This window comes from Cognatiyoonia sp. IB215446, from assembly GCF_033963825.1.
Taxonomy (GTDB): domain Bacteria; phylum Pseudomonadota; class Alphaproteobacteria; order Rhodobacterales; family Rhodobacteraceae; genus Yoonia.
The window spans coordinates 545,969-564,628 of record NZ_JAXBMD010000002.1; the positions used below are offsets into that span (position 1 = coordinate 545,969).

At 58.9% G+C, this 18,660-nt stretch carries 17 protein-coding genes; 14 read left to right on the forward strand and 3 right to left on the reverse strand.

Going from position 1 to position 18,660, the window contains the following annotated elements:
* The first annotated feature begins 13 nt into the window (after positions 1 to 13).
* The 13 genes from murC to SLH49_RS10260 all read left to right on the forward strand — a co-directional run bounded on the left by murC (position 14) and on the right by SLH49_RS10260 (position 14,570).
* Positions 14 to 1,411 carry a UDP-N-acetylmuramate--L-alanine ligase gene (gene murC / locus SLH49_RS10200; protein WP_320269052.1) on the forward strand — a complete coding sequence of 466 codons (1,398 nt, stop codon included), beginning with the start codon at positions 14 to 16 and terminating at the stop codon, positions 1,409 to 1,411.
* Positions 1,408 to 1,662 (forward strand): DUF2484 family protein, encoded by a 255-nt coding sequence (locus SLH49_RS10205; protein ID WP_320269053.1) that lies wholly within the window; start codon positions 1,408 to 1,410, stop codon positions 1,660 to 1,662. Before murC ends, SLH49_RS10205 begins: the two co-directional genes overlap by 4 nt.
* Positions 1,659 to 1,949, forward strand: a complete 291-nt coding sequence (locus tag SLH49_RS10210) for a UDP-N-acetylmuramate--alanine ligase (RefSeq protein WP_320269054.1) — start codon at positions 1,659 to 1,661, stop codon at positions 1,947 to 1,949. Before SLH49_RS10205 ends, SLH49_RS10210 begins: the two co-directional genes overlap by 4 nt.
* 72 nt (positions 1,950 to 2,021) lie before the next feature.
* Positions 2,022 to 2,312, forward strand: coding sequence for a hypothetical protein (locus tag SLH49_RS10215; RefSeq protein ID WP_320269055.1), 291 nt, complete (start codon positions 2,022 to 2,024; stop codon positions 2,310 to 2,312).
* The gene (murB, locus tag SLH49_RS10220) at positions 2,296 to 3,246 is read left to right on the forward strand and encodes a UDP-N-acetylmuramate dehydrogenase (RefSeq protein WP_320269056.1); all 951 of its coding nucleotides are present in this window, start codon (positions 2,296 to 2,298) and stop codon (positions 3,244 to 3,246) included. Before SLH49_RS10215 ends, murB begins: the two co-directional genes overlap by 17 nt.
* Positions 3,247 to 3,358: 112 nt before the next feature.
* Entirely contained in the window at positions 3,359 to 4,237 is an 879-nt protein-coding gene (locus SLH49_RS10225) for a D-alanine--D-alanine ligase (RefSeq protein ID WP_320269786.1), read from the forward strand.
* Positions 4,225 to 5,124: a cell division protein FtsQ/DivIB gene (locus SLH49_RS10230; protein ID WP_320269057.1), complete on the forward strand. Its 900-nt coding sequence runs from the start codon at positions 4,225 to 4,227 to the stop codon at positions 5,122 to 5,124. The genes SLH49_RS10225 and SLH49_RS10230 overlap by 13 nt, the downstream gene beginning before the upstream one ends.
* Positions 5,124 to 6,458, forward strand: a complete 1,335-nt coding sequence (gene ftsA, locus SLH49_RS10235) for a cell division protein FtsA (RefSeq protein WP_320269058.1) — start codon at positions 5,124 to 5,126, stop codon at positions 6,456 to 6,458. Before SLH49_RS10230 ends, ftsA begins: the two co-directional genes overlap by 1 nt.
* 175 nt (positions 6,459 to 6,633) lie before the next feature.
* Positions 6,634 to 8,226, forward strand: coding sequence for a cell division protein FtsZ (gene ftsZ / locus SLH49_RS10240; RefSeq protein WP_320269059.1), 1,593 nt, complete (start codon positions 6,634 to 6,636; stop codon positions 8,224 to 8,226).
* A 221-nt stretch (positions 8,227 to 8,447) separates the two neighbouring features.
* The gene (gene lpxC / locus SLH49_RS10245; protein ID WP_320269060.1) at positions 8,448 to 9,365 is read left to right on the forward strand and encodes a UDP-3-O-acyl-N-acetylglucosamine deacetylase; all 918 of its coding nucleotides are present in this window, start codon (positions 8,448 to 8,450) and stop codon (positions 9,363 to 9,365) included.
* A gap of 135 nt (positions 9,366 to 9,500) precedes the next feature.
* Positions 9,501 to 10,340, forward strand: coding sequence for an outer membrane protein assembly factor BamD (locus SLH49_RS10250; protein WP_320269061.1), 840 nt, complete (start codon positions 9,501 to 9,503; stop codon positions 10,338 to 10,340).
* 36 nt (positions 10,341 to 10,376) lie between these two features.
* Positions 10,377 to 12,026, forward strand: coding sequence for a DNA repair protein RecN (recN, locus tag SLH49_RS10255; protein WP_320269062.1), 1,650 nt, complete (start codon positions 10,377 to 10,379; stop codon positions 12,024 to 12,026).
* An 855-nt stretch (positions 12,027 to 12,881) separates the two neighbouring features.
* On the forward strand, positions 12,882 to 14,570 hold the full coding sequence (locus tag SLH49_RS10260) for a chloride channel protein (RefSeq protein ID WP_320269063.1): 1,689 nt from the start codon (positions 12,882 to 12,884) through the stop codon (positions 14,568 to 14,570).
* Here SLH49_RS10260 and SLH49_RS10265 read toward each other — a convergent pair.
* Together SLH49_RS10265 and SLH49_RS10270 are read right to left on the reverse strand one after the other, a co-directional pair.
* Positions 14,567 to 14,908 (reverse strand): DUF427 domain-containing protein, encoded by a 342-nt coding sequence (locus tag SLH49_RS10265; RefSeq protein WP_320269064.1) that lies wholly within the window; start codon positions 14,906 to 14,908, stop codon positions 14,567 to 14,569. The genes SLH49_RS10260 and SLH49_RS10265 overlap by 4 nt on opposite strands.
* Before the next feature lie 78 nt (positions 14,909 to 14,986).
* Complete coding sequence (locus tag SLH49_RS10270) at positions 14,987 to 16,264, reverse strand: aminopeptidase family protein P (protein ID WP_320269065.1); 1,278 nt, start codon at positions 16,262 to 16,264, stop codon at positions 14,987 to 14,989.
* 78 nt (positions 16,265 to 16,342) lie between these two features.
* Between SLH49_RS10270 and SLH49_RS10275 the strand changes: the two genes are divergently transcribed.
* Positions 16,343 to 16,777, forward strand: coding sequence for a hypothetical protein (locus SLH49_RS10275; RefSeq protein ID WP_320269066.1), 435 nt, complete (start codon positions 16,343 to 16,345; stop codon positions 16,775 to 16,777).
* On the opposite strand, the gene cobT is transcribed toward SLH49_RS10275, so the two are convergent.
* The gene (gene cobT / locus SLH49_RS10280; RefSeq protein ID WP_320269067.1) at positions 16,774 to 18,654 is read right to left on the reverse strand and encodes a cobaltochelatase subunit CobT; all 1,881 of its coding nucleotides are present in this window, start codon (positions 18,652 to 18,654) and stop codon (positions 16,774 to 16,776) included. The two genes, SLH49_RS10275 and cobT, sit on opposite strands and share 4 nt — an antisense overlap.
* Positions 18,655 to 18,660: the final 6 nt, after the last annotated feature.

Below are 18,660 nucleotides of genomic sequence, written 5' to 3' on the forward strand. Positions count from 1 at the left end.
CGGGAATCCGAGAATGAATGCGGCAACGAAACTTCCCCTGGATGTGGGGCCGATCCATTTTGTGGGCATTGGTGGCATTGGCATGTCCGGTATTGCCGAAGTGTTGCTCAACCATGGCTACACGGTTCAGGGTTCTGACCTGAAGGCCTCGAAGATCACGGAGCGTCTGAAATCGCTGGGTGCGGTGATCTATGAAGGGCAGCGAGCCGAGAATCTGGAAGGGGCAGAGGTTGTCGTGATTTCGTCGGCCATCAAGCCCGGCAACCCGGAACTGGACGAGGCGCGCGCGAAGGGTCTGCCCGTGGTGCGTCGGGCCGAGATGCTGGCGGAACTGATGCGTCTAAAATCCAACGTGGCCGTGGCGGGGACCCACGGCAAGACGACGACCACGACCATGGTGGCGGCCCTTCTGGATGAAGGTGGCATCGACCCGACGGTGATCAACGGTGGGATCATTCACGCCTATGGCTCCAATGCGCGGATGGGGCAGGGTGAATGGATGGTGGTGGAGGCGGATGAAAGCGACGGCACCTTCAACCGCCTGCCCGCGACCATCGCGATTGTGACAAATATCGACCCCGAACATATGGAGCATTGGGGCACGGAAGAGGCGTTGCATCAGGGCTTTTATGATTTCGTCTCCAACATTCCGTTCTACGGGCTCGCCGTCTGCTGCACCGATGATCCTGATGTGCAGGCGCTCGTGGGCAAGATCACGGATCGGCGCGTGACAACCTTTGGCTTTAACGCGCAGGCCGATGTGCGGGCCGTCAACCTGACATACAAGGCTGGCGTCGCCCATTTTGACGTAGCACTTCAGGCCGAGGATGCGCTGATCGAAGGTTGCGCCTTGCCGATGCCGGGGGATCATAACGTCTCGAATGCGTTGTCCGCCGTCGCTGTCGCCCGCCATCTGGGCATGAAGCGGGATGAAATCCGCGCAGCGCTCAAGGACTTCAAGGGTGTGAATCGCCGATTTACCAAGGTAGGCGAGGTTGATGGCGTCACAATCATTGATGATTACGGTCATCATCCGGTTGAGATTGCAGCTGTGCTGAAAGCGGCCCGTCAGGCCTCCGAGGGTCGCGTCATCGCTGTGCATCAGCCGCACCGCTACACGCGGCTGTCGCATCATTTCGACGAATTCTGCTCCTGCTTCAACGATGCCGATGTGGTCGGCATTGCCGAGGTCTTTGCCGCTGGTGAGGACCCGATTGAGGGCGCGAGCCACAAGGATCTCGTCGCCGGTCTGATCCGGCATGGGCATCGCCATGCGCGGACGGTCGAATCCGAAGATGATCTGGAGCGGATCGTGCGCGAACAGGCCAAAGCGGGTGATATCGTCGTCTGCCTCGGCGCGGGCACGATCAGCGCCTGGGCGAACGGATTGCCTGCGCGTTTGGAAAAGTGAGCCTGTCGCTTTTTCTGCTTTGCCTTTGGGTTGTCGTCGCATTCGTGATGGCGGCCATCCCTTCAAACGACAATCACTGGCGGCGGGCCTATGTGCTGATGGCGCTGGGCGCGCCGATTATGGTCTTTCTGGTCTGGGAAGGTGGCATCATGATGGGCCTTTTGGGCCTTGTCGTTGGGGGCTTGGTTCTGCGTTGGCCGGTGCGCTATCTTCTGCGCTGGATCAAACGGCAGATGGGGACCACAAGATGACGCAAGGAATGGTTCTCGGGGGTATGCTGCTTTTCGCAGGTGTGCCGTTTGCGCTGCTCACTTATCTGATGCGGTCGGGGCAGAGCGGTCTTGCGCTGACCATCGTGTCCATCATTGGCGCGACGCTGGCCATGTTCATCTATGCGAGTGGGCGACCCTTTGGCATTGATCCCGTACTTGCGATGATGATCGCGATGCTGGCCTGTATTCCGGCGCTTTTGGGCAGCACGGCTGGTGCCTTTCTTGGCTGGCTGCTGCGCAGACAGGATGATCGTTCCGTAAAATAGCCAAACTTAGAATTGAACGTCGTTCAAAAGTTCGGTAAAGAAATGAACAATGTTCATAAATGGAGACGAATCATGGCTATCGAAGAATTTCTTATTTTTGGCATCCCCGTGTCGGTCCTCGCGCTTTCCATCTTTCTTGCCTATCGTTATGCGAAGGACCGCAACGGAAAGGTGCTTGGTGTCCTTGGGGCAATCTGGGCCGTGTTTACAGGTTGGATGTTCGTTGGCATGGAAGTTGCCTCTGGGTGGGACGGTCTGATTTATCTGCTTGGGCTCTTTTGTATCAGCGCCCCGGCTAGCGTTGGCGGATTGATCGGCGGAATTATTGGGTGGGTCAAAAAGGACAATGAAAGATTTGCATGATCTGCCCGCGGTGCGCGGGACGCTGACCGCGCATCGCCCCTTGGCGGACCTCACCTGGATGCGTGTCGGCGGACCCGCTGAGGTGCTGTTTCAGCCAGCGGATCAGGATGATCTGGCTGCGTTTCTGTCGGCCCTTGATCCCGACATCCCTGTGTTCCCAATGGGCGTCGGCAGCAACCTGATCGTGCGTGACGGGGGGATCGACGGCGTCGTCATCCGGCTTGGGCGCGGGTTTAACACCATCACGATAGAAGGCGATCAGGTCATCGCTGGTGCTGCCGCCCTGGATGCGCATGTCGCGCGCAAGGCAACCGAAGTCGGGTTGGACCTGACGTTTCTGCGCACCATCCCCGGCACAATTGGTGGGGCGGTGCGGATGAATGCCGGTTGCTATGGGTCATATGTGGCTGATGTTTTGACATCAGTGACTGCTGTGCTGCGCGACGGCACCGTCACCGAAATCACCGCGAATTCGCTGAGCCTTGCTTACCGGCAAAGCACATTGCCTGATGGGGCCGTGATCACGCAAGCACGGTTTAGCCCGCCTGCGGGGGACCCGGAAGCACTGGCGCAGCGTATGACGGACCAACTGGCCAAGCGTGACGAGACGCAACCCACGAAGGACCGCACTGCGGGGTCGACCTTTCGCAATCCGGCGGGCTTTTCCTCTACTGGTCGCACGGATGACGTGCATGATCTGAAAGCCTGGAAAGTCATCGACAATGCGGGCATGCGTGGGGCCACGCTTGGTGGCGCTGCTATGAACACCAAGCATTCGAACTTCCTGACCAATGCCGGTGGAGCGACCGCCGCCGACCTTGAGGATTTGGGCGAAGACGTGCGGAAAAAGGTTTACGCTTCCCAAGGGATTAAGCTAGAGTGGGAAATCATGCGGGTCGGTCGCCGTGGTGACCAAGACGCGCAAAAAGAATAGGCCAAAGGCCAAGATCCGAGGCAAGGATCAAACGAAATGACGGGTCGCAAAAGACCCGCGAAAGAGGCGGTAGGGTATGTCGAGCAGGGCAAACCCGAAAGTTGTTGTCCTGATGGGCGGCCCATCGGCTGAGCGCGAAGTCTCATTGTCGACGGGTGCGGAATGCGCGGCAGCTTTGCGGGAAGCGGGATGCGAAGTGATCGAGGTCGATGCAGGCCGCGATGTCGCCGCACGTCTGATCGAGATCGCCCCTGACGTTGTGTTTAACGCCTTGCATGGTCGATGGGGCGAAGACGGTGTCGTCCAAGGCATCCTCGAATGGCTCAAGATCCCTTACACGCATTCCGGAATCCTCGCCTCGGCTACGGCGATCGACAAGGAGCGGACGAAGGCCGTGTATCGGGCGGCGGGCCTTCCCGTTGTGGAGAGCCTGCTCGCTGACAAGGATGCGGTGCAGGCTGCGCACGTGATGGCGCCGCCTTATGTGGTCAAGCCGCATAACGAAGGCTCCAGCGTGGGGATTTACATCGTCCCTGAAAGGGCCAATGGCCCGCCGAAGCTCGCCCCCGACATGCCGGATGAGGTGATGGTTGAGACCTTCGTGCCCGGGCGGGAATTGACGGTCACCGTGATGGGTGACCGGGCGCTGACCGTTACCGATATCATCACCGATGGGTGGTACGACTATCATGCGAAGTATGCGCCGGGCGGCTCGCATCATGTTCTGCCCGCCGACATCCCCGCCGATATCTTCGATGCCTGTATGGACTACGCGCTGCGCGCCCATCAGGCGCTTGGTTGCAGGGGTGTCAGCCGCACTGATTTCCGCTGGGATGAGAAGCGTGGCCTCTCGGGCCTGATCCTGCTTGAGACCAATACGCAGCCGGGCATGACGCCCACATCGCTAACGCCCGAACAGGCCGCGCATGTGGGTTACTCATTCGTCGAATTCTGCCGTTGGCTGGTGGAGGATGCGTCATGCGATCGCTGATCCGCCGCGCCCTTGCCGACAACGCGCCGCGCGATCCGGCGCCGTCGAAGCTTGATTACAGATGGCAGCGCCTGATGCTGACGCCCGGCTTCCGGGCGACGGTGCGGATCGGTGTGCCAATCCTGCTGATCATGGCGATTATCGGCTCGTGGTATTCGAAACCCGAGAACCGGGCGGCGCTTACGGCACAGATCGCCTCGGCCAAGCAAAGCTTTCAGGAACGCCCGCAATTCATGGTGCAACGCCTGAACATCACCGGTGCGGATGGCGAGATCACAGCGGCTGTGCGCGATATGCTGCCCTCTAACTACCCGATGTCATCGTTTGATCTCGACCTTGAAGGGATGCGTACCGCAATCGAGGCACTTGACCCGATCAAATCAGCCAGCGTGCGGGTGGGGCAGGCGGGTACTCTGGACGTGCGCCTGACCCCGCGTGTGCCGGCCGCACTTTGGCGGGATGGCGCTACTTTGCGCCTGATTGATGGGGATGGGTTGCGGTCAGGCATTGTCGCGGCGCGGGCGGATCGTTTGGACCTGCCGCTGATCGCCGGCGACGGCGCCGAGCAGAAGATCGCAGAAGCGTTGGCGCTCTATGCGGGTGCGGGCCCATTGCGCGAGCGGGTGCGGGGGCTTGTGCGTATGGGGGAACGACGTTGGGACATCGTGCTTGATCGGGATCAGCGCATCCTCTTGCCAGGTGAGGGGGCTGTTGCCGCCTTGGACCGGGTCATCGCGTTGAGTGAAGCGCAAGACATGCTCAGCCGGGATGTCGCTGTCGTCGATATGCGCAATGCCGAACGACCCACCTTGCGGATGAATGAAGAGGCAGCGCTCGCGCTAAGACGCGTGAATACAACAATCAACAATAACGGGGCAGAGAACTGATGGGCGATATTTACGACAGCCAACGGGCCATGCGGCAGATGCGCAAAGCGGCGATGCAGCGCGGCGTTGTGGCCATTCTGGACGTGGGCACCTCAAAAATCGCCTGCCTCGTGTTGCGCTTTGACGGGCCAGAGCAGTTTCGCAGCGTGGATGGTGTCGGGTCTATGGCCGGGCAATCACAGTTCCGCGTCATCGGTGCTGCGACCACCCGATCGCGCGGGGTGCGCTTTGGCGAAGTGGACGCCATGCAAGAGACAGAGCGGGCCATTCGGACTGCCGTGCAAGCCGCCCAGAAGATGGCGAATGTGCGTGTCGATCATGTAATTGCCTGCTTGTCGGGTGCGCGCCCACGCTCTTACGGTTTGGATGGTGCCATCGATATCGGTGGTGCAATGGTCGCCGAGCAGGATATCAGCCAGGTCATGGCTGCCTGCGATGTGCCTGATTACGGCGCCGACCGCGAAGTGCTGCACGCGCAGCCGATCAACTTCGCGCTTGATCATCGCAGCGGATTGGCCGATCCGCGTGGCCAGATCGGCAACCGGTTGACGACGGATATGCATATGCTGACCGTCGATGCATCGGCGATCCAGAACATCTTTTACTGCATCAAGCGCTGTGATCTGGAACTCGCGGGGATTGCTTCCTCGGCCTATGTCTCGGGCATGTCCTCGCTTGTGGAGGATGAGCAAGAGTTGGGTGCTGCTTGTATCGATCTCGGCGGTGGGTCCACTGGCATCTCCATCTTCATGAAAAAGCACATGATCTTCGCGGACTCGGTGCGGATGGGCGGGGAGCATGTGACCTCTGACATCTCGATGGGCCTGCAGATCCCGGCGCCGACCGCGGAGCGGATCAAGACCTTCTATGGCGGCGTTGTCGCCACCGGCATGGATGATCGCGAGATGATCGAAATCGGCGGCGATACCGGTGATTGGGAACATGACCGGCGCACGGTCAGCCGGGCGGAGCTGATCGGGATCATGCGCCCCCGCGTTGAAGAGATCCTCGAAGAAGTCCGTGCGCGGCTGGATGCGGCGGGTTTTGAGTACCTGCCAAGCCAACAGATCGTGCTGACCGGTGGTGGCAGCCAGATACCCGGCCTTGATGGTCTCGCCAGCAAAATCCTTGGCCAGCAGGTGCGGCTTGGACGGCCCTTGCGTGTGCAGGGCCTGCCGCAGGCGGCGATTGGCCCGGCCTTTTCCAGTGCGGTGGGCCTGACGCTGTTCGCCGCAAATCCACAGGATGAATGGTGGGATTTCGAAATTCCAGCAGATCGCTACCCGACCAGATCGCTCAAACGCGCCGTCAAGTGGTTTAAGGACAATTGGTAATGCGCAACATCTTGCCGACATGTGGAAATACAGGCGGTTACCCAAGTTTTTCGTCCAGATTTGGTGGCTTTTTTGTGTTTTTGTCGTGACCTTTCGGCATCACTTCGCTAGTGTGAGTTTTAATAAGCAGTAAGCACCCGTGGGCACGGGGCCAAAAAAACAGGCGGATCAAGCAATGACTTTGAATCTATCCCTTCCCGGGCATGAGGAATTGAAACCCCGTATCACCGTGTTCGGTGTGGGCGGTGCTGGTGGCAACGCGGTCAACAACATGATCGAGCAGCAGCTTGACGGGACCGAGTTTGTGGTGGCCAACACCGACGCGCAGGCGCTGCAGCAATCACATGCCGGATCGAAGATCCAGATGGGTCTGAAAGTCACTGAAGGTTTGGGCGCCGGGGCACGCCCAACCGTGGGTGCGGCGGCCGCTGAGGAGAGCATCGAACAGATTGTCGACCATCTGGCTGGCGCGCACATGTGCTTTATCACTGCCGGGATGGGCGGTGGCACCGGGACAGGGGCCGCCCCGATCATCGCGCAGGCCGCGCGTGAAATGGGTGTGCTGACGGTTGGCGTTGTGACCAAGCCCTTCCAGTTCGAAGGCGCCAAGCGCATGAAGCAAGCCGAGGAAGGTGTTGAAGCGCTTCAGAAAGTTGTCGACACGCTGATCATCATCCCGAACCAGAACCTGTTCCGCCTCGCCAACGAAAACACAACCTTCACCGAGGCCTTCGCGATGGCCGATGACGTGCTTTATCAGGGCGTCAAAGGCGTGACCGATCTGATGGTGCGCCCGGGCCTCATCAATCTCGACTTTGCGGATGTCCGCGCCGTGATGGACGAGATGGGCAAGGCGATGATGGGCACAGGTGAGGCCGATGGCGAGAACCGCGCGATCCAAGCTGCCGAAAAGGCGATTGCCAACCCGCTTCTGGACGAGATTTCTCTGGAAGGGGCGAAAGGTGTATTGATCAACATCACCGGCGGCTACGACCTGACGCTGTTCGAGCTGGATGAGGCCGCGAACAAGATCCGCGAAAAGGTGGATGGCGACGCCAATATCATCGTGGGTTCGACGCTTGATACGGAGATGGAAGGAAAAATGCGCGTCTCTGTCGTGGCGACTGGTATCGACGCGGTGGCAAGCAACGCCGAAACGCCTCTGCCACGCCGGTCCATGGCAGCACCTTTGGCGCAGCCTGCAGCTGTTGAGGCGCCTGCGCCGCAGCCTGTGCAAGCGGCCCCTGCCGCCGTGGCGCAAGCACCGGCAGCAGAAGAGCGCACGTTGTTCGAAGAGCTGGACGTGCCCACGGCCCAGCCGCAGCAGCCTGCAGCATTCCAACCGCGGCCAGAGCCCGAAGTGGCAACGCAGCCTGCAGCACAGGACGAGTTGCCACCACCAGCCTACACGCCAAGGCCAGAGCCTGTCATGGCAGAGGCTGAAAGCTTCGTCGCGCCCCGCGCCGCAGCCCCGGGTACGCCATCGCCAGAGGCACTGGCACGCCTGCAGGCAGCCGTGAGCCGCGCCGCACCGCGTCCGGTTGAAGCGCAGCCACAGCAGGCCGCACTAGCGGCGGAAGCGGACAAGCCGCGCTTTGGTATCAACTCACTGATCAACCGGATGACGGGGGCGCAGGCAGATGCTGGCGCACAACCGCAGCCTGCCCGCACACAGCCGCAGGTGACCGCCTTGCATCAGGAAACCGGGCCAAATGAAGATCAGGAAAAGATCGAGATTCCGGCCTTCCTGCGCCGCCAGGCCAACTGAACCGATTGCAAAGCTGAAACAGAACGTGAGGTTAAACTCACATCAAAGGCCGCGAATCTGCGGCCTTTTTCTTTTGAAATCATTGAGTTGCTAGGTGCGCCACATTCTCGCCTTGAAATTGTCGGGCGATGTTTCAGACCGTTGTAAAGAGTGAGTTGAGAGAGAAACACACGCGCTATAGTTCAATCGCAGCAAAACGCATGCGAAAGAAGAATCCTATCGTGCAGACTACCCTGAAAACACGTGTCGCCTTTGAGGGCACCGGCTTGCATACCGGTATGCCTGTGCGGGTTGTGTTGCATCCGGCGCCTGCGCGCAGTGGAATCGTTTTTCGCAGAACTGACGTCACTGGGCAGCCCAGATTGCAGGCGCGGTGGGACCGTGTTGTTGTGTCGCCTCTGAATACGCGCTTGACCAATGCGGATGGGGTGACGGTATCGACGATTGAACATCTGATGGCCGCCCTGGCTGGCTGTGGTGTGCACAACGCGTTGATCGATATTGACGGGCCAGAAGTGCCGATCCTCGATGGTAGTTCTGCGGCGTTTGTGCGCGGTATCGTGAAAGCAGGGCTGAGCCGGCTTGCCGCACCGTTGCGCGCAATTGAAGTACTGAAAGACGTGGCGGTGTCTGAAGGCGCGGCATTTGCACAATTGTCGCCTGCCACAACCTTGCAGATCGACTTTGCGATCGATTTTGTCGATGCGGCGATTGGGCAGCAGCACAAGATGCTGAACATGGCCAATGGCAGCTTTGTGCGTGAGCTCTGCGATAGCCGGACGTTCTGCCGGTCATCTGACGTCGATGCGATGCGGGCGAACGGTCTGGCGCTTGGCGGGACGATGGAGAACGCGGTTGTCGTGGACGGGGACAAAGTGTTGACGCCTGGTGGCCTGCGCCATGCAGATGAGGCTGTACGCCACAAGATGCTGGATGCGTTGGGTGATCTTTATACAGCGGGAGCACCGATCCTCGGGCGTTATACAGGCACACGGTCCGGCCATGCGATGACAAACAAGCTGTTGCATGCGCTCTTTGCCGATGACGGCGCATGGCGCTGGGTCACGTGTGATGCAAAGACTGCAGCGCGTTTGCCAGGCGTTGGCGTGAGTGTTGCTGATCTCGACGCTGTCGCCTGATCGCATTCCTGTTCCAAACAGTTGATCGCGGGCTGTTCAAAAGGCATTTTGCCCCCCATGTTTCTATGCTAGACCCGCTGCAATCCGGGGGTAACAACCCTTACGTTAGGCAGTGATAAAGTAAGGACGAGCTACGTGTCAGGCAGCGCTCATCACATCAGGCGGCGGTTCGGCGTGGCATTGGCAGTTTTGCTGTTGGTGGCGTGTAGCAGTGAACAATCGGGCGCGCCGCTAGATGATTTGACCGCGCAAGAGATTTTTGCGCGCGGTGAGCAGCAGATCGAAGATGGCCGGCCCGATGATGCCGCCTTCACCTTTGGCGAGATTGAGCGGCTTTATCCCTATTCGGAATTTGCTGAACGTGCGCTGATCATGCAGGCCTTTGCGTATCATCGGGCAGAAGATTATCCTAATAGCCGCGCTTCGGCGCAACGCTATCTCGACTTTTACCCAGCCGAAGATGATGCCGCCTATGCCGCCTATCTTCTGGCGCTCTCTTATTACGATCAGATTGACGAGGTCGGACGCGATCAGGGCCTGACATTTCAGGCTCTGCAATCGCTGCGGCAGGTGATCGAAGTCTATCCGGATTCTGAATATGCCCGCACATCAGTGCTGAAATTCGATCTCGCCTTTGACCATCTCGCGGCCAAAGAGATGGAGATCGGGCGCTATTACCTGAAACGCGGGCAATATGCGGCGGCCGCAAACCGGTTCCGCACCGTTGTGGAGGATTTCCAGACGACAACGCATACCGCCGAGGCACTGCATCGCCTGGTCGAATGTTACCTGTCGCTTGGTCTGGTAGACGAGGCACAAAGCGCTGGCGCGATCCTTGGTTTCAACTACCGTTCAAGCGAGTGGTACGAGGCCAGCTTTATCCTGCTGACCGGCGAAGGCCTGAACCCCAACGCCACCGGTGACAATTGGTTGGCGTCAATCTATCGTCAGGTTGTGCGTGGTGAGTGGCTCTGATCATGCAGGTGGGCCTAAATCTGTGCAGGTCATGACATGCTGCGTGGATTAGACATTCGGGACATGTTGATTATTGACCGGCTGGAACTGGCTTTTCAGCCCGGTCTGAATGTGCTGACGGGTGAAACGGGCGCGGGCAAATCGATCCTGCTTGATGCGCTGGGGTTCGTGCTTGGCTGGCGCGGCAGGGCCGAGCTTGTGCGCCAGGGCGCAGCACAGGGCGAGGTGACGGCGTGGTTTGACCTGCCCGAGGGGCATCCTGCTGCGGCGGTCCTGGAAAAGGCGGGAATCGCGGTGGAGGATGAGCTGATACTGCGCCGTATCAATACGCGCGAGGGGCGCAAGACAGCCTGGGTCAACGACCGCCGCGTCAGTGGAGAGGTCTTGCGTGCATTGTCTGATACGCTGGTTGAGCTTCATGGACAGCATGATGACCGCGGGCTTCTCAACCCCCGTGGCCATCGCCAACTGCTGGACACATATGCTGCGCTGGAGGAGGACATCGCTGCGACACGTACTGCGTGGCGGGCCTTATCTGATGCGCGTAAGTCGTTGAGTGATGCCGAGGCGAGGATTGCGGAGGCACGCACCGAAGAAGAGTATCTGCGCCATGCGGTGGCTGAACTTGATGCATTGTCACCGGAGGCCGGCGAAGAGGCTGCTTTGGACACGCAGCGCCGTCTGATGCAGGCCGCGGAGAAGATCCGTGTAGATATCGGAAAAGCTGCAGAGGCGCTAGGGCTGCAGGGGGCAGAGGGGCTTGTGACGGACGCCTCGCGCTGGTTGCAGGGTGTTGTTGATCAGGCCGAGGGGCAGCTTGATGAGCCACTGGCGGCCATTGAACGCGCGACAATGGCGCTTGATGAGGCACAGCTTGGGGTTGCCCAGTGTCTGGATGCGCTGACCTTCAATCCGCTTGAACTCGAAGAAGTGGAAGAGCGGCTTTTTGCGATACGCGGTTTGGCGCGGAAGCATAATGTGATGCCCGATGCGCTGGCAGAGCTTGCTGACACATTGCGCCGCCGCCTCACCATGCTGGATGAGAGTGAAGGCGATCTGAGGGCTCTGTCAGAGGCTGTGACCGCCGCCCAAGAGCGCTATGACGCAGCTGCGGCTACCTTGTCGTCTAAGCGTGTGAAAGCAGCCAAAGCGCTCGACCTTGCGATGACCGAGGAATTGGCGCCGCTGAAGATGGAACGCGCCGTTTTTTCAACGACTTTGAGTTACGCCGCGCCGGGGCCTGATGGTATCGACGCAGTTGCATTCACCGTTGCGACCAATCCCGGTGCGCCCGCCGGTCCGCTCAACAAGATTGCCTCGGGCGGGGAACTCAGCCGATTCCTCTTGGCTCTGAAAGTATGCCTGACACAAGCCAATCCGGGTCTGACAATGATCTTTGACGAAATTGACCGAGGCGTTGGCGGTGCCACCGCCGACGCAGTAGGGCGCAGGCTCGCGGAATTGGCGCGGGGCGGACAGGTGCTTGTTGTTACGCATTCTCCGCAAGTGGCTGCTTTGGGTGGCCATCATTGGCGCGTCGAAAAGCAGCAGGCAAAGAATGAAACGCTCTCAACGGTTGTTCCGCTGGATCAGGCCGCAAGGATTGATGAGATTGCGCGCATGCTGTCGGGCGATACGGTGACAGATGCGGCGCGGGCGGCGGCTAAGGCACTGATCGAGGCCTGAATCCCGCTGCTCTAAACCCGCGCGCAAAGCCTTGCGGGTAACACTCAAAGACAGATTTTCTGGAGGTTTTCGTTAGATGGGGACAGTGTGTGAATGCTTAAGCAGAGCCACACACTGTCCCCCTTAACAACGGGTTACCCAACCCACTCATTAATCCAGTCCGATCGGCCACTCACCTCCGAAACGTCCTGTAATCACACACAGAAAAAGGCCGCAAACGTCCAGTTTCTTTAAAGCTGAGTTCTATTTGCCGAAATGGTAAACCGAACCCAAATACTCGTTACCAACGCAAGGCTACATGCCTTAAAAACGGAATAACCGAGCGGTCTGTTGCCAATCAACCTGTCCCAAAGTATGTCAATATTGCTGACATAACTATTACAGGTTGCATGTCCTGTTATGCCGTACCGCGCCCTCGCGGTTCTCTAGTTCAAGATCTGCCCTTTTAAAACTGTAATGAAATCAATATTTTGTATGTCATTTGGGCGTGTTTTTGGGCTGAAATGCAGTGAAAATACGCCACAAAGGACGTTGAGAGAATCAGCTAAAAGTGGAGTCAATTCAATTTTCGATTGTTTTTCGAGGCATTGTGACGCGTGGTCAAACAAATTGTGACTGTCAGCTTTTTGGAAAGGGTTGCCGCTAGGTCACAGTATCATTTCCAAAGCCGAGACAATGCCCAAAATTTCGATCACGTCACTGATCGCTTGATTCTTTTTGGCGCAAGTGGGTCACAATGGCTTGCGCGGCCATTCTGTACCCTTGGCCCGCGAAAACTGATCCTCTAGAACACCAAAATGCGCGGCATTTGCAACGGCTCGGCTGTGCACCCGCGACAGCCAGAGAGCGATCTGTATGGGCAAGCCCGTCAAAGTGTTAGTGCAGCATGGTGTGGCTGAGATAACCTCAACCTGTCGTGACGCGGCCCATATTCTGAAAACACGTGGACCAAGCCAGATACAATTCTGGTTCATCGCGCTTGCAATCGGGATCGCTGCGGGTGGTGCCGCGGTCCTGTTTCGGCTGGGGATCGAGTTCATCCAATCTACCGCCTATGGGACTGATGATATCCGGCTTTTGCATTCCTTTGCGGCGGATCTGGCATGGTACCAGATTTTGGTGATCCCGATTTGCGGCGGGCTGATCGTTGGTATCATCCTCGACCGCTTTACCGACGATGGGCGGGTGCGATCTGTCGCCGACGTGATCGAAGGTGCCGCCTTGTCAGAGGGTCGGGTCGAAGTGCGGCGTGGCCTCGCCTCTGCCGCGGCCTCGATGATCACCTTGTCCACGGGCGGGTCAAGCGGCCGCGAAGGCCCGGTGGTCCATTTGGCCGCGGTTCTGTCGACATTGGTTTGCCGCTGGATGGGAGCCAATGGCATTACGGGCCGAGACCTTTTGGGATGTGCGGTTGCTGCTGCGGTCTCTGCCAGCTTTAACGCGCCGATTGCGGGGGCGCTTTTTGCCCTTGAGGTGGTTTTGCGTCACTTCGCCGTGCATGCTTTTGCGCCCATCGTCATCGCCTCTGCCGCCGGCACAGTGATCAATCGGCTCGTTTTTGGCGATGTGACCGAGTTTGTTTTGCCGGGGCAAAATGCCCTGGCATTCTATGTCGAGCTACCCGCATTTCTGATCCTTGGGCTGGTCTGTGGCATCGTCGCGGTTGCCCTGATGAAGGCGATCTTTTGGATCGACGATTTTGCGACTTATCTGCAAGACATGACGGGTCTGCCCCGTTTTCTGCGCCCAGCCTTTGCAGGTGCACTGCTGGGCGCGATGGCGATCTGGTGGCCGCATATTATCGGCGTTGGGTATGAAACAACCTCTGCCGCGCTTACCGGCGAGTTGCTCGTACACGAAGCCATTGTGTTCGTGATCATGAAAATCATTGCAGTCGCCATCACGATGGGTGGTCGGATGGGTGGCGGCGTCTTTTCACCGTCCTTAATGATCGGTGCGCTGACGGGCCTTGCCTTTGGCATCATTGCCACAGCCATTTTTCCGAACGTGTCGGGCGAGGGAACAACTTATGCATTGGCCGGCATGGGCGCGGTTGCTGCCGCAGTGCTTGGCGCGCCGATTTCGACGACACTGATTGTCTTTGAACTCACCGGTGACTGGCAGACCGGTCTTGCCGTGATGGTCGCCGTATCGCTTTCAACCGCGCTGTCGACAAAGCTGGTGGACCGGTCCTTCTTCCTCACCCAACTTGAACGGCGCAATGTGCATCTGGCGGCGGGCCCGCAGGCCTACCTATTGGCCACTTTTAAGGTGTCTAGCATCATGCGGCCCATGGGTGCAGAACGTTCAGCGCCTGAAAATGAGTGCTGGGACTTAATTCGGGATGGGATTTACATCGACGGCAACGCCACACTGGAACAGGCCATGCCGATGTTTGATCAGGGCGGATATCGTTTTATCCCGGTCGTCACCCTGGGCGGTGAGGACGCCCCCCCAGAGCTATGGGGCGCTTTGTTTCAGGTGGATGCGCTCAAGGCGATGAACCGCGCCTTGTCAGAAACAGCAGCGGAAGAGCATTCCTAAACTTCTTCCACGGCCACTTTCGATGTGTAGAACGCCAGATAGTCTTTGATCTCGGCTACTTCGGCCTTTGGATCTTCGTACGACCAGGCCGCATCGGGAATAGCGCCGCTTTTGGCCTGGATCGTGTAATAGCGTGCGGCCCCCTTGTAAGGACAAGTGGTCGTCGTTTCGCTGGGTTCAAGAAAGGCCATCGCGATATCGCTGCGCGGGAAATAGATCACGGGTGGATAATCCCCCTCCACAAGTTCAAGCGCTTGCGTGCTTTCCCCCAAAACGGCCCCGGCGGCGCGCACGACCCATGTTCCTGTGGCCGGGCGGATTTTGATGTGATCTGCCATTTGGGTTTTCCTTTCTTCATCTTCTGCGCCGTATGGCGCGGCTGCGATAGGTTAGGGATGCTGGGTAACGCTTTGATGTCAAAGCGGTGCACAGGCTGCGCGCAGCCAATCTTGAGTTTGCGGGTCCAACCGCGACGCAAGTTTGTCGAGGGTCGTGGCATGGTACTGATCGATCCAGTCGCGTTCTGGTCTTGACAGTATCGCCGTGTCGATCAGCCGACGATCAAACGGCACATATGTAAGCGTTTCGAAACAGAGCATGTCGCGATCGTCACCGCCTGGAATAGCCGGCGCCTCCACCACAATGATCAGGTTTTCGATCCGAATGCCAAAGGCGCCTTCGCGGTAATAGCCCGGCTCATTTGACAGGATCATGCCTGGCTCAAACGCGACTTTGGACCGGCGCGCGAGGCGTTGCGGCCCCTCATGGACGCAAAGATAGCTGCCCACGCCATGGCCTGTGCCCTGGTCATAATCCATACCGGCCATCCAGAGCGGCGCGCGTGCAAGCGCGTCAAGATTCTGGCCGCCGACGTCTTTTGGGAAGCGGGCGCGACTGATGGCAATCATGCCTTGCAACACGCGGGTGTAGCAGGCGCGCTGTTCGTCTGTCGGCGTGCCCATGGCAATGGTCCGTGTGATATCGGTTGTGCCGTCTACGTATTGTCCGCCGCTATCAACCAGCAGTAACTCATCTTTGCCAACGCGCCGATTGGTGTTTTCATTGACCCTGCAATGCACAATAGCGCCGTTGGTGCCCGCGCCACTGATCGTGTCAAAGCTGATATAGCGCAGCGCATTTGTCTTCAGGCGGAAACCTTCGAGGGTCTTGACTACGTCGATCTCGGTCAGGCCAGCATCAAGATCTTGCGCATCAAGCCGGGCCAGAAACTGGACCATGGCGACACCATCACGTTCCTGTGCGGCTTTTGCGCCGGCAATCTCGACTTCGTTTTTGCGCGCCTTGGGCAGGACGCAGGGGTCTCGCGCCTCGATCACCTCAACCTCAGCGTCGCGCAATGTGGTCGCGATGATATCGGGGCAGGATTTGGGGTCGATCTGCACCGGGCCACCAAGTGCTTTGACCGCGTTCAAAAAGTCATCAACGTCGCGCAAGACGACATCAGTGCCCAGATGATCCATCACATCACGGGCCTTGCCTTCCCCGGCGAAACCTGAAAACCCGGTCAACCGTTCCAGGCGTGCATCACGTTCGGCGACATACTCCCTATGATGCGCGTCCGCTCGCGGGACGAGAAATCCGTCAAAGCCATGCTGTGCCATGGTAAGGCGCAGAGCGGCAAGCCGTGATGGACCTTGCTCGGGCGAGGATTGGGCCTCGAAGGTTTGGAGCATGAGAGGAGCCTTGGCCCTTAGTTGACGATTTCTTTGGAAAGACTAGCCTGCCGCGCCATAGGTGCAACGACAATATTGATGATCAACCGACTGAAAGATGCGATCTGGTCCACCATCATTGGCGGCGCCATCCTGGGGTGGCTGCTTGGGGCGGACTCGCCCTATCTCTTGCCTGCCATCGCTGCCATAATGGTTGCAGGGCTGATCCTGGGGCGCATTTCGGGCATTGCGATCCGGCTCGCCGTGGCCGTGGCGCTCAACGTCCTGCTGATCACACAAACCAGCTTTTTGGAGACGGTTCCCAACGCCGGGTTGTGGCTGATAGGTTTCAATATCTATCTGGCCTATCTGGTGTTTCGCAAACCGACAGCATTTGCAAAGCTGCCGTTCGACGAAGGTATATGCCATAGCTGCAATGGCAGTGGTTCGACACCTGCAGGCACATTGCAGTCGCCAAATGCAAATCGCGCATGCGGGGTCTGCAATGGCACTGGCCGTGTGCCGCTTAACTAACTTGCCTTGCGCATGCCGAGGACACGGGCGCGTTTGCGGGGGTCACTGTCAAAGAGGCTCGCCAGTTGTTCGGTCATGGCACCTGCCAATTGCTCCACATCCGTGATCGTCACTGCACGCTCGTAGTACCGGGTGACGTCATGACCGATGCCGATGGCGACCAGCTCAACGGCTTTACGTTTCTCCACCATTTCGATCACATCGCGCAGGTGTTTTTCCAGATAGTTTGCGGGGTTAACGGACAAAGTTGAATCGTCGACTGGTGCGCCGTCCGAAATCACCATCAGCACCTTGCGCTGTTCTTGCCGGACCGTGAGGCGGCGATGCGCCCATTCCAGCGCTTCACCGTCGATGTTTTCTTTCAAAAGCCCCTCTTTCATCATCAGGCCCAGATTTGGCCGCGTCCGCCGCCACGGGGCGTCGGCAGATTTGTAGATGATGTGGCGCAGGTCGTTCAGGCGACCGGGCGTCGCCGCACGCCCCTCCGCCAGCCATTGCTCGCGCGATTGGCCACCTTTCCAGGCCTTGGTGGTGAAACCGAGGATCTCGACCTTCACATCGCAGCGTTCCAGCGTCCGGGCCATGACGTCCGCACAGATCGCGGCAATCGAAATCGGGCGCCCGCGCATCGAGCCTGAATTGTCCAACAGAAGCGTGACGACCGTGTCGCGAAAATCAGTGTCTTTCTCGACCTTGAAAGACAGCGGAGTGGTGGGTGAGGCCACGATCCGCGCCAGCCGCCCGGCATCCAGAATCCCTTCTTCGCGGTCAAACTCCCATGACCGGTTCTGCTGCGCCTGCAGGCGCCGCTGCAACTTGTTGGCCAGCCGGGACACGGCTCCTTTTAAGGGTTCCAACTGCTGGTCGAGATAGGCGCGGAGCCGTTCCAACTCGACGGCTTCGGCAAGGTCTTCGGCGGCAATCTCTTCGTCATATTCGGTTGTGAACACCTTGTAGTCGGGATCAGCGTCCGAGATCGGTTGCGGGGCAGGCGGCTCCAGCGGGGCCTCGCCTTCAGGCATTTCCGCCTCTTCACCCATTTCCGCATCGGCCTGATCATCCATGCTCACCTGAGCCTGGCTCGCATCCTGTTGCTCCTCCTGCGATTGCTCCGGGGCGGCGTCCGCCTCTTCGCCCTCGCTTTCGTCCTCGCCGGTGCTGTCAGGTTCGTCCTGATTGTCGTCTTGGCTGTCTTCGGCCTCTTCTTCCTGATCATCGTCAAGACTGTCGGGGTCGTCGCCAAGCTGGTCGCCGTAACCCATATCGCTGATCAATTGCCGGGCGAGTTTGGCAAAGGCCTGCTGATCCTTCAAAGTATCGCTCAGGCTTTCGAGCGTGCCGCCGCAATGATCCTCGATGAAACCGCGCCACAGCTCCATGACATTTTCGGCCCCTTTTGGCAGGTCGCGTCCGGTGGCGAGGTGCCGGATCAGATAGCCTGCAGCGACGGACAAGGGCGCGTCAGCGGCCTGGGTGATCTGATCATAGCCCTTGCGCTGCGCCTCATTGCCGATTTTGGCGTCAATGTTGCCAGCAGTGCCGGGCATGTATTCGGCACCCACCGCTTCAATCCGGGCGGTTTCCATCGCCTCATAGAGGTCCTGCGCCATCTGCCCTTGTGGCATGTAGCGGGCAGCGACTTTGGGGTCGTGGAACTTGTGGCGCAAGGCAAAGGCATCGGCGGTGCCGCGGGCCAGCAACACCTCATCGCGGGTCATGCGGCGGCTGACCTGCGGCAGCCGGATCGTGTCCGCGGTCTGCCCTGCCGGATCGACGGAGTAGGTCACCGCCAGTTCCGGGTCATCCGCCATGACCTTGGTCGCTTCGGCCAAGGCTTTCTTGAACGGGTCGGCGGGATTGTCAGAGGGTTTGTTCATCACCTG

Coding starts and splice junctions, on each gene's coding strand:
- ftsA (WP_320269058.1), top strand. CDS start 5,124: ATGGGCGATATTTACGACAGCCAACGGGCCATGCGGCAGATGCGCAAA.
- SLH49_RS10275 (WP_320269066.1), top strand. CDS start 16,343: ATGATCAACCGACTGAAAGATGCGATCTGGTCCACCATCATTGGCGGC.
- murB (WP_320269056.1), top strand. CDS start 2,296: ATGAAAGATTTGCATGATCTGCCCGCGGTGCGCGGGACGCTGACCGCG.
- SLH49_RS10215 (WP_320269055.1), top strand. CDS start 2,022: ATGGCTATCGAAGAATTTCTTATTTTTGGCATCCCCGTGTCGGTCCTC.
- SLH49_RS10225 (WP_320269786.1), top strand. CDS start 3,359: ATGGGCGGCCCATCGGCTGAGCGCGAAGTCTCATTGTCGACGGGTGCG.
- SLH49_RS10230 (WP_320269057.1), top strand. CDS start 4,225: ATGCGATCGCTGATCCGCCGCGCCCTTGCCGACAACGCGCCGCGCGAT.
- cobT (WP_320269067.1), bottom strand. CDS start 18,654: ATGAACAAACCCTCTGACAATCCCGCCGACCCGTTCAAGAAAGCCTTG.
- SLH49_RS10270 (WP_320269065.1), bottom strand. CDS start 16,264: ATGCTCCAAACCTTCGAGGCCCAATCCTCGCCCGAGCAAGGTCCATCA.
- ftsZ (WP_320269059.1), top strand. CDS start 6,634: ATGACTTTGAATCTATCCCTTCCCGGGCATGAGGAATTGAAACCCCGT.
- recN (WP_320269062.1), top strand. CDS start 10,377: ATGCTGCGTGGATTAGACATTCGGGACATGTTGATTATTGACCGGCTG.
- SLH49_RS10210 (WP_320269054.1), top strand. CDS start 1,659: ATGACGCAAGGAATGGTTCTCGGGGGTATGCTGCTTTTCGCAGGTGTG.
- murC (WP_320269052.1), top strand. CDS start 14: ATGAATGCGGCAACGAAACTTCCCCTGGATGTGGGGCCGATCCATTTT.
- SLH49_RS10260 (WP_320269063.1), top strand. CDS start 12,882: ATGGGCAAGCCCGTCAAAGTGTTAGTGCAGCATGGTGTGGCTGAGATA.
- SLH49_RS10265 (WP_320269064.1), bottom strand. CDS start 14,908: ATGGCAGATCACATCAAAATCCGCCCGGCCACAGGAACATGGGTCGTG.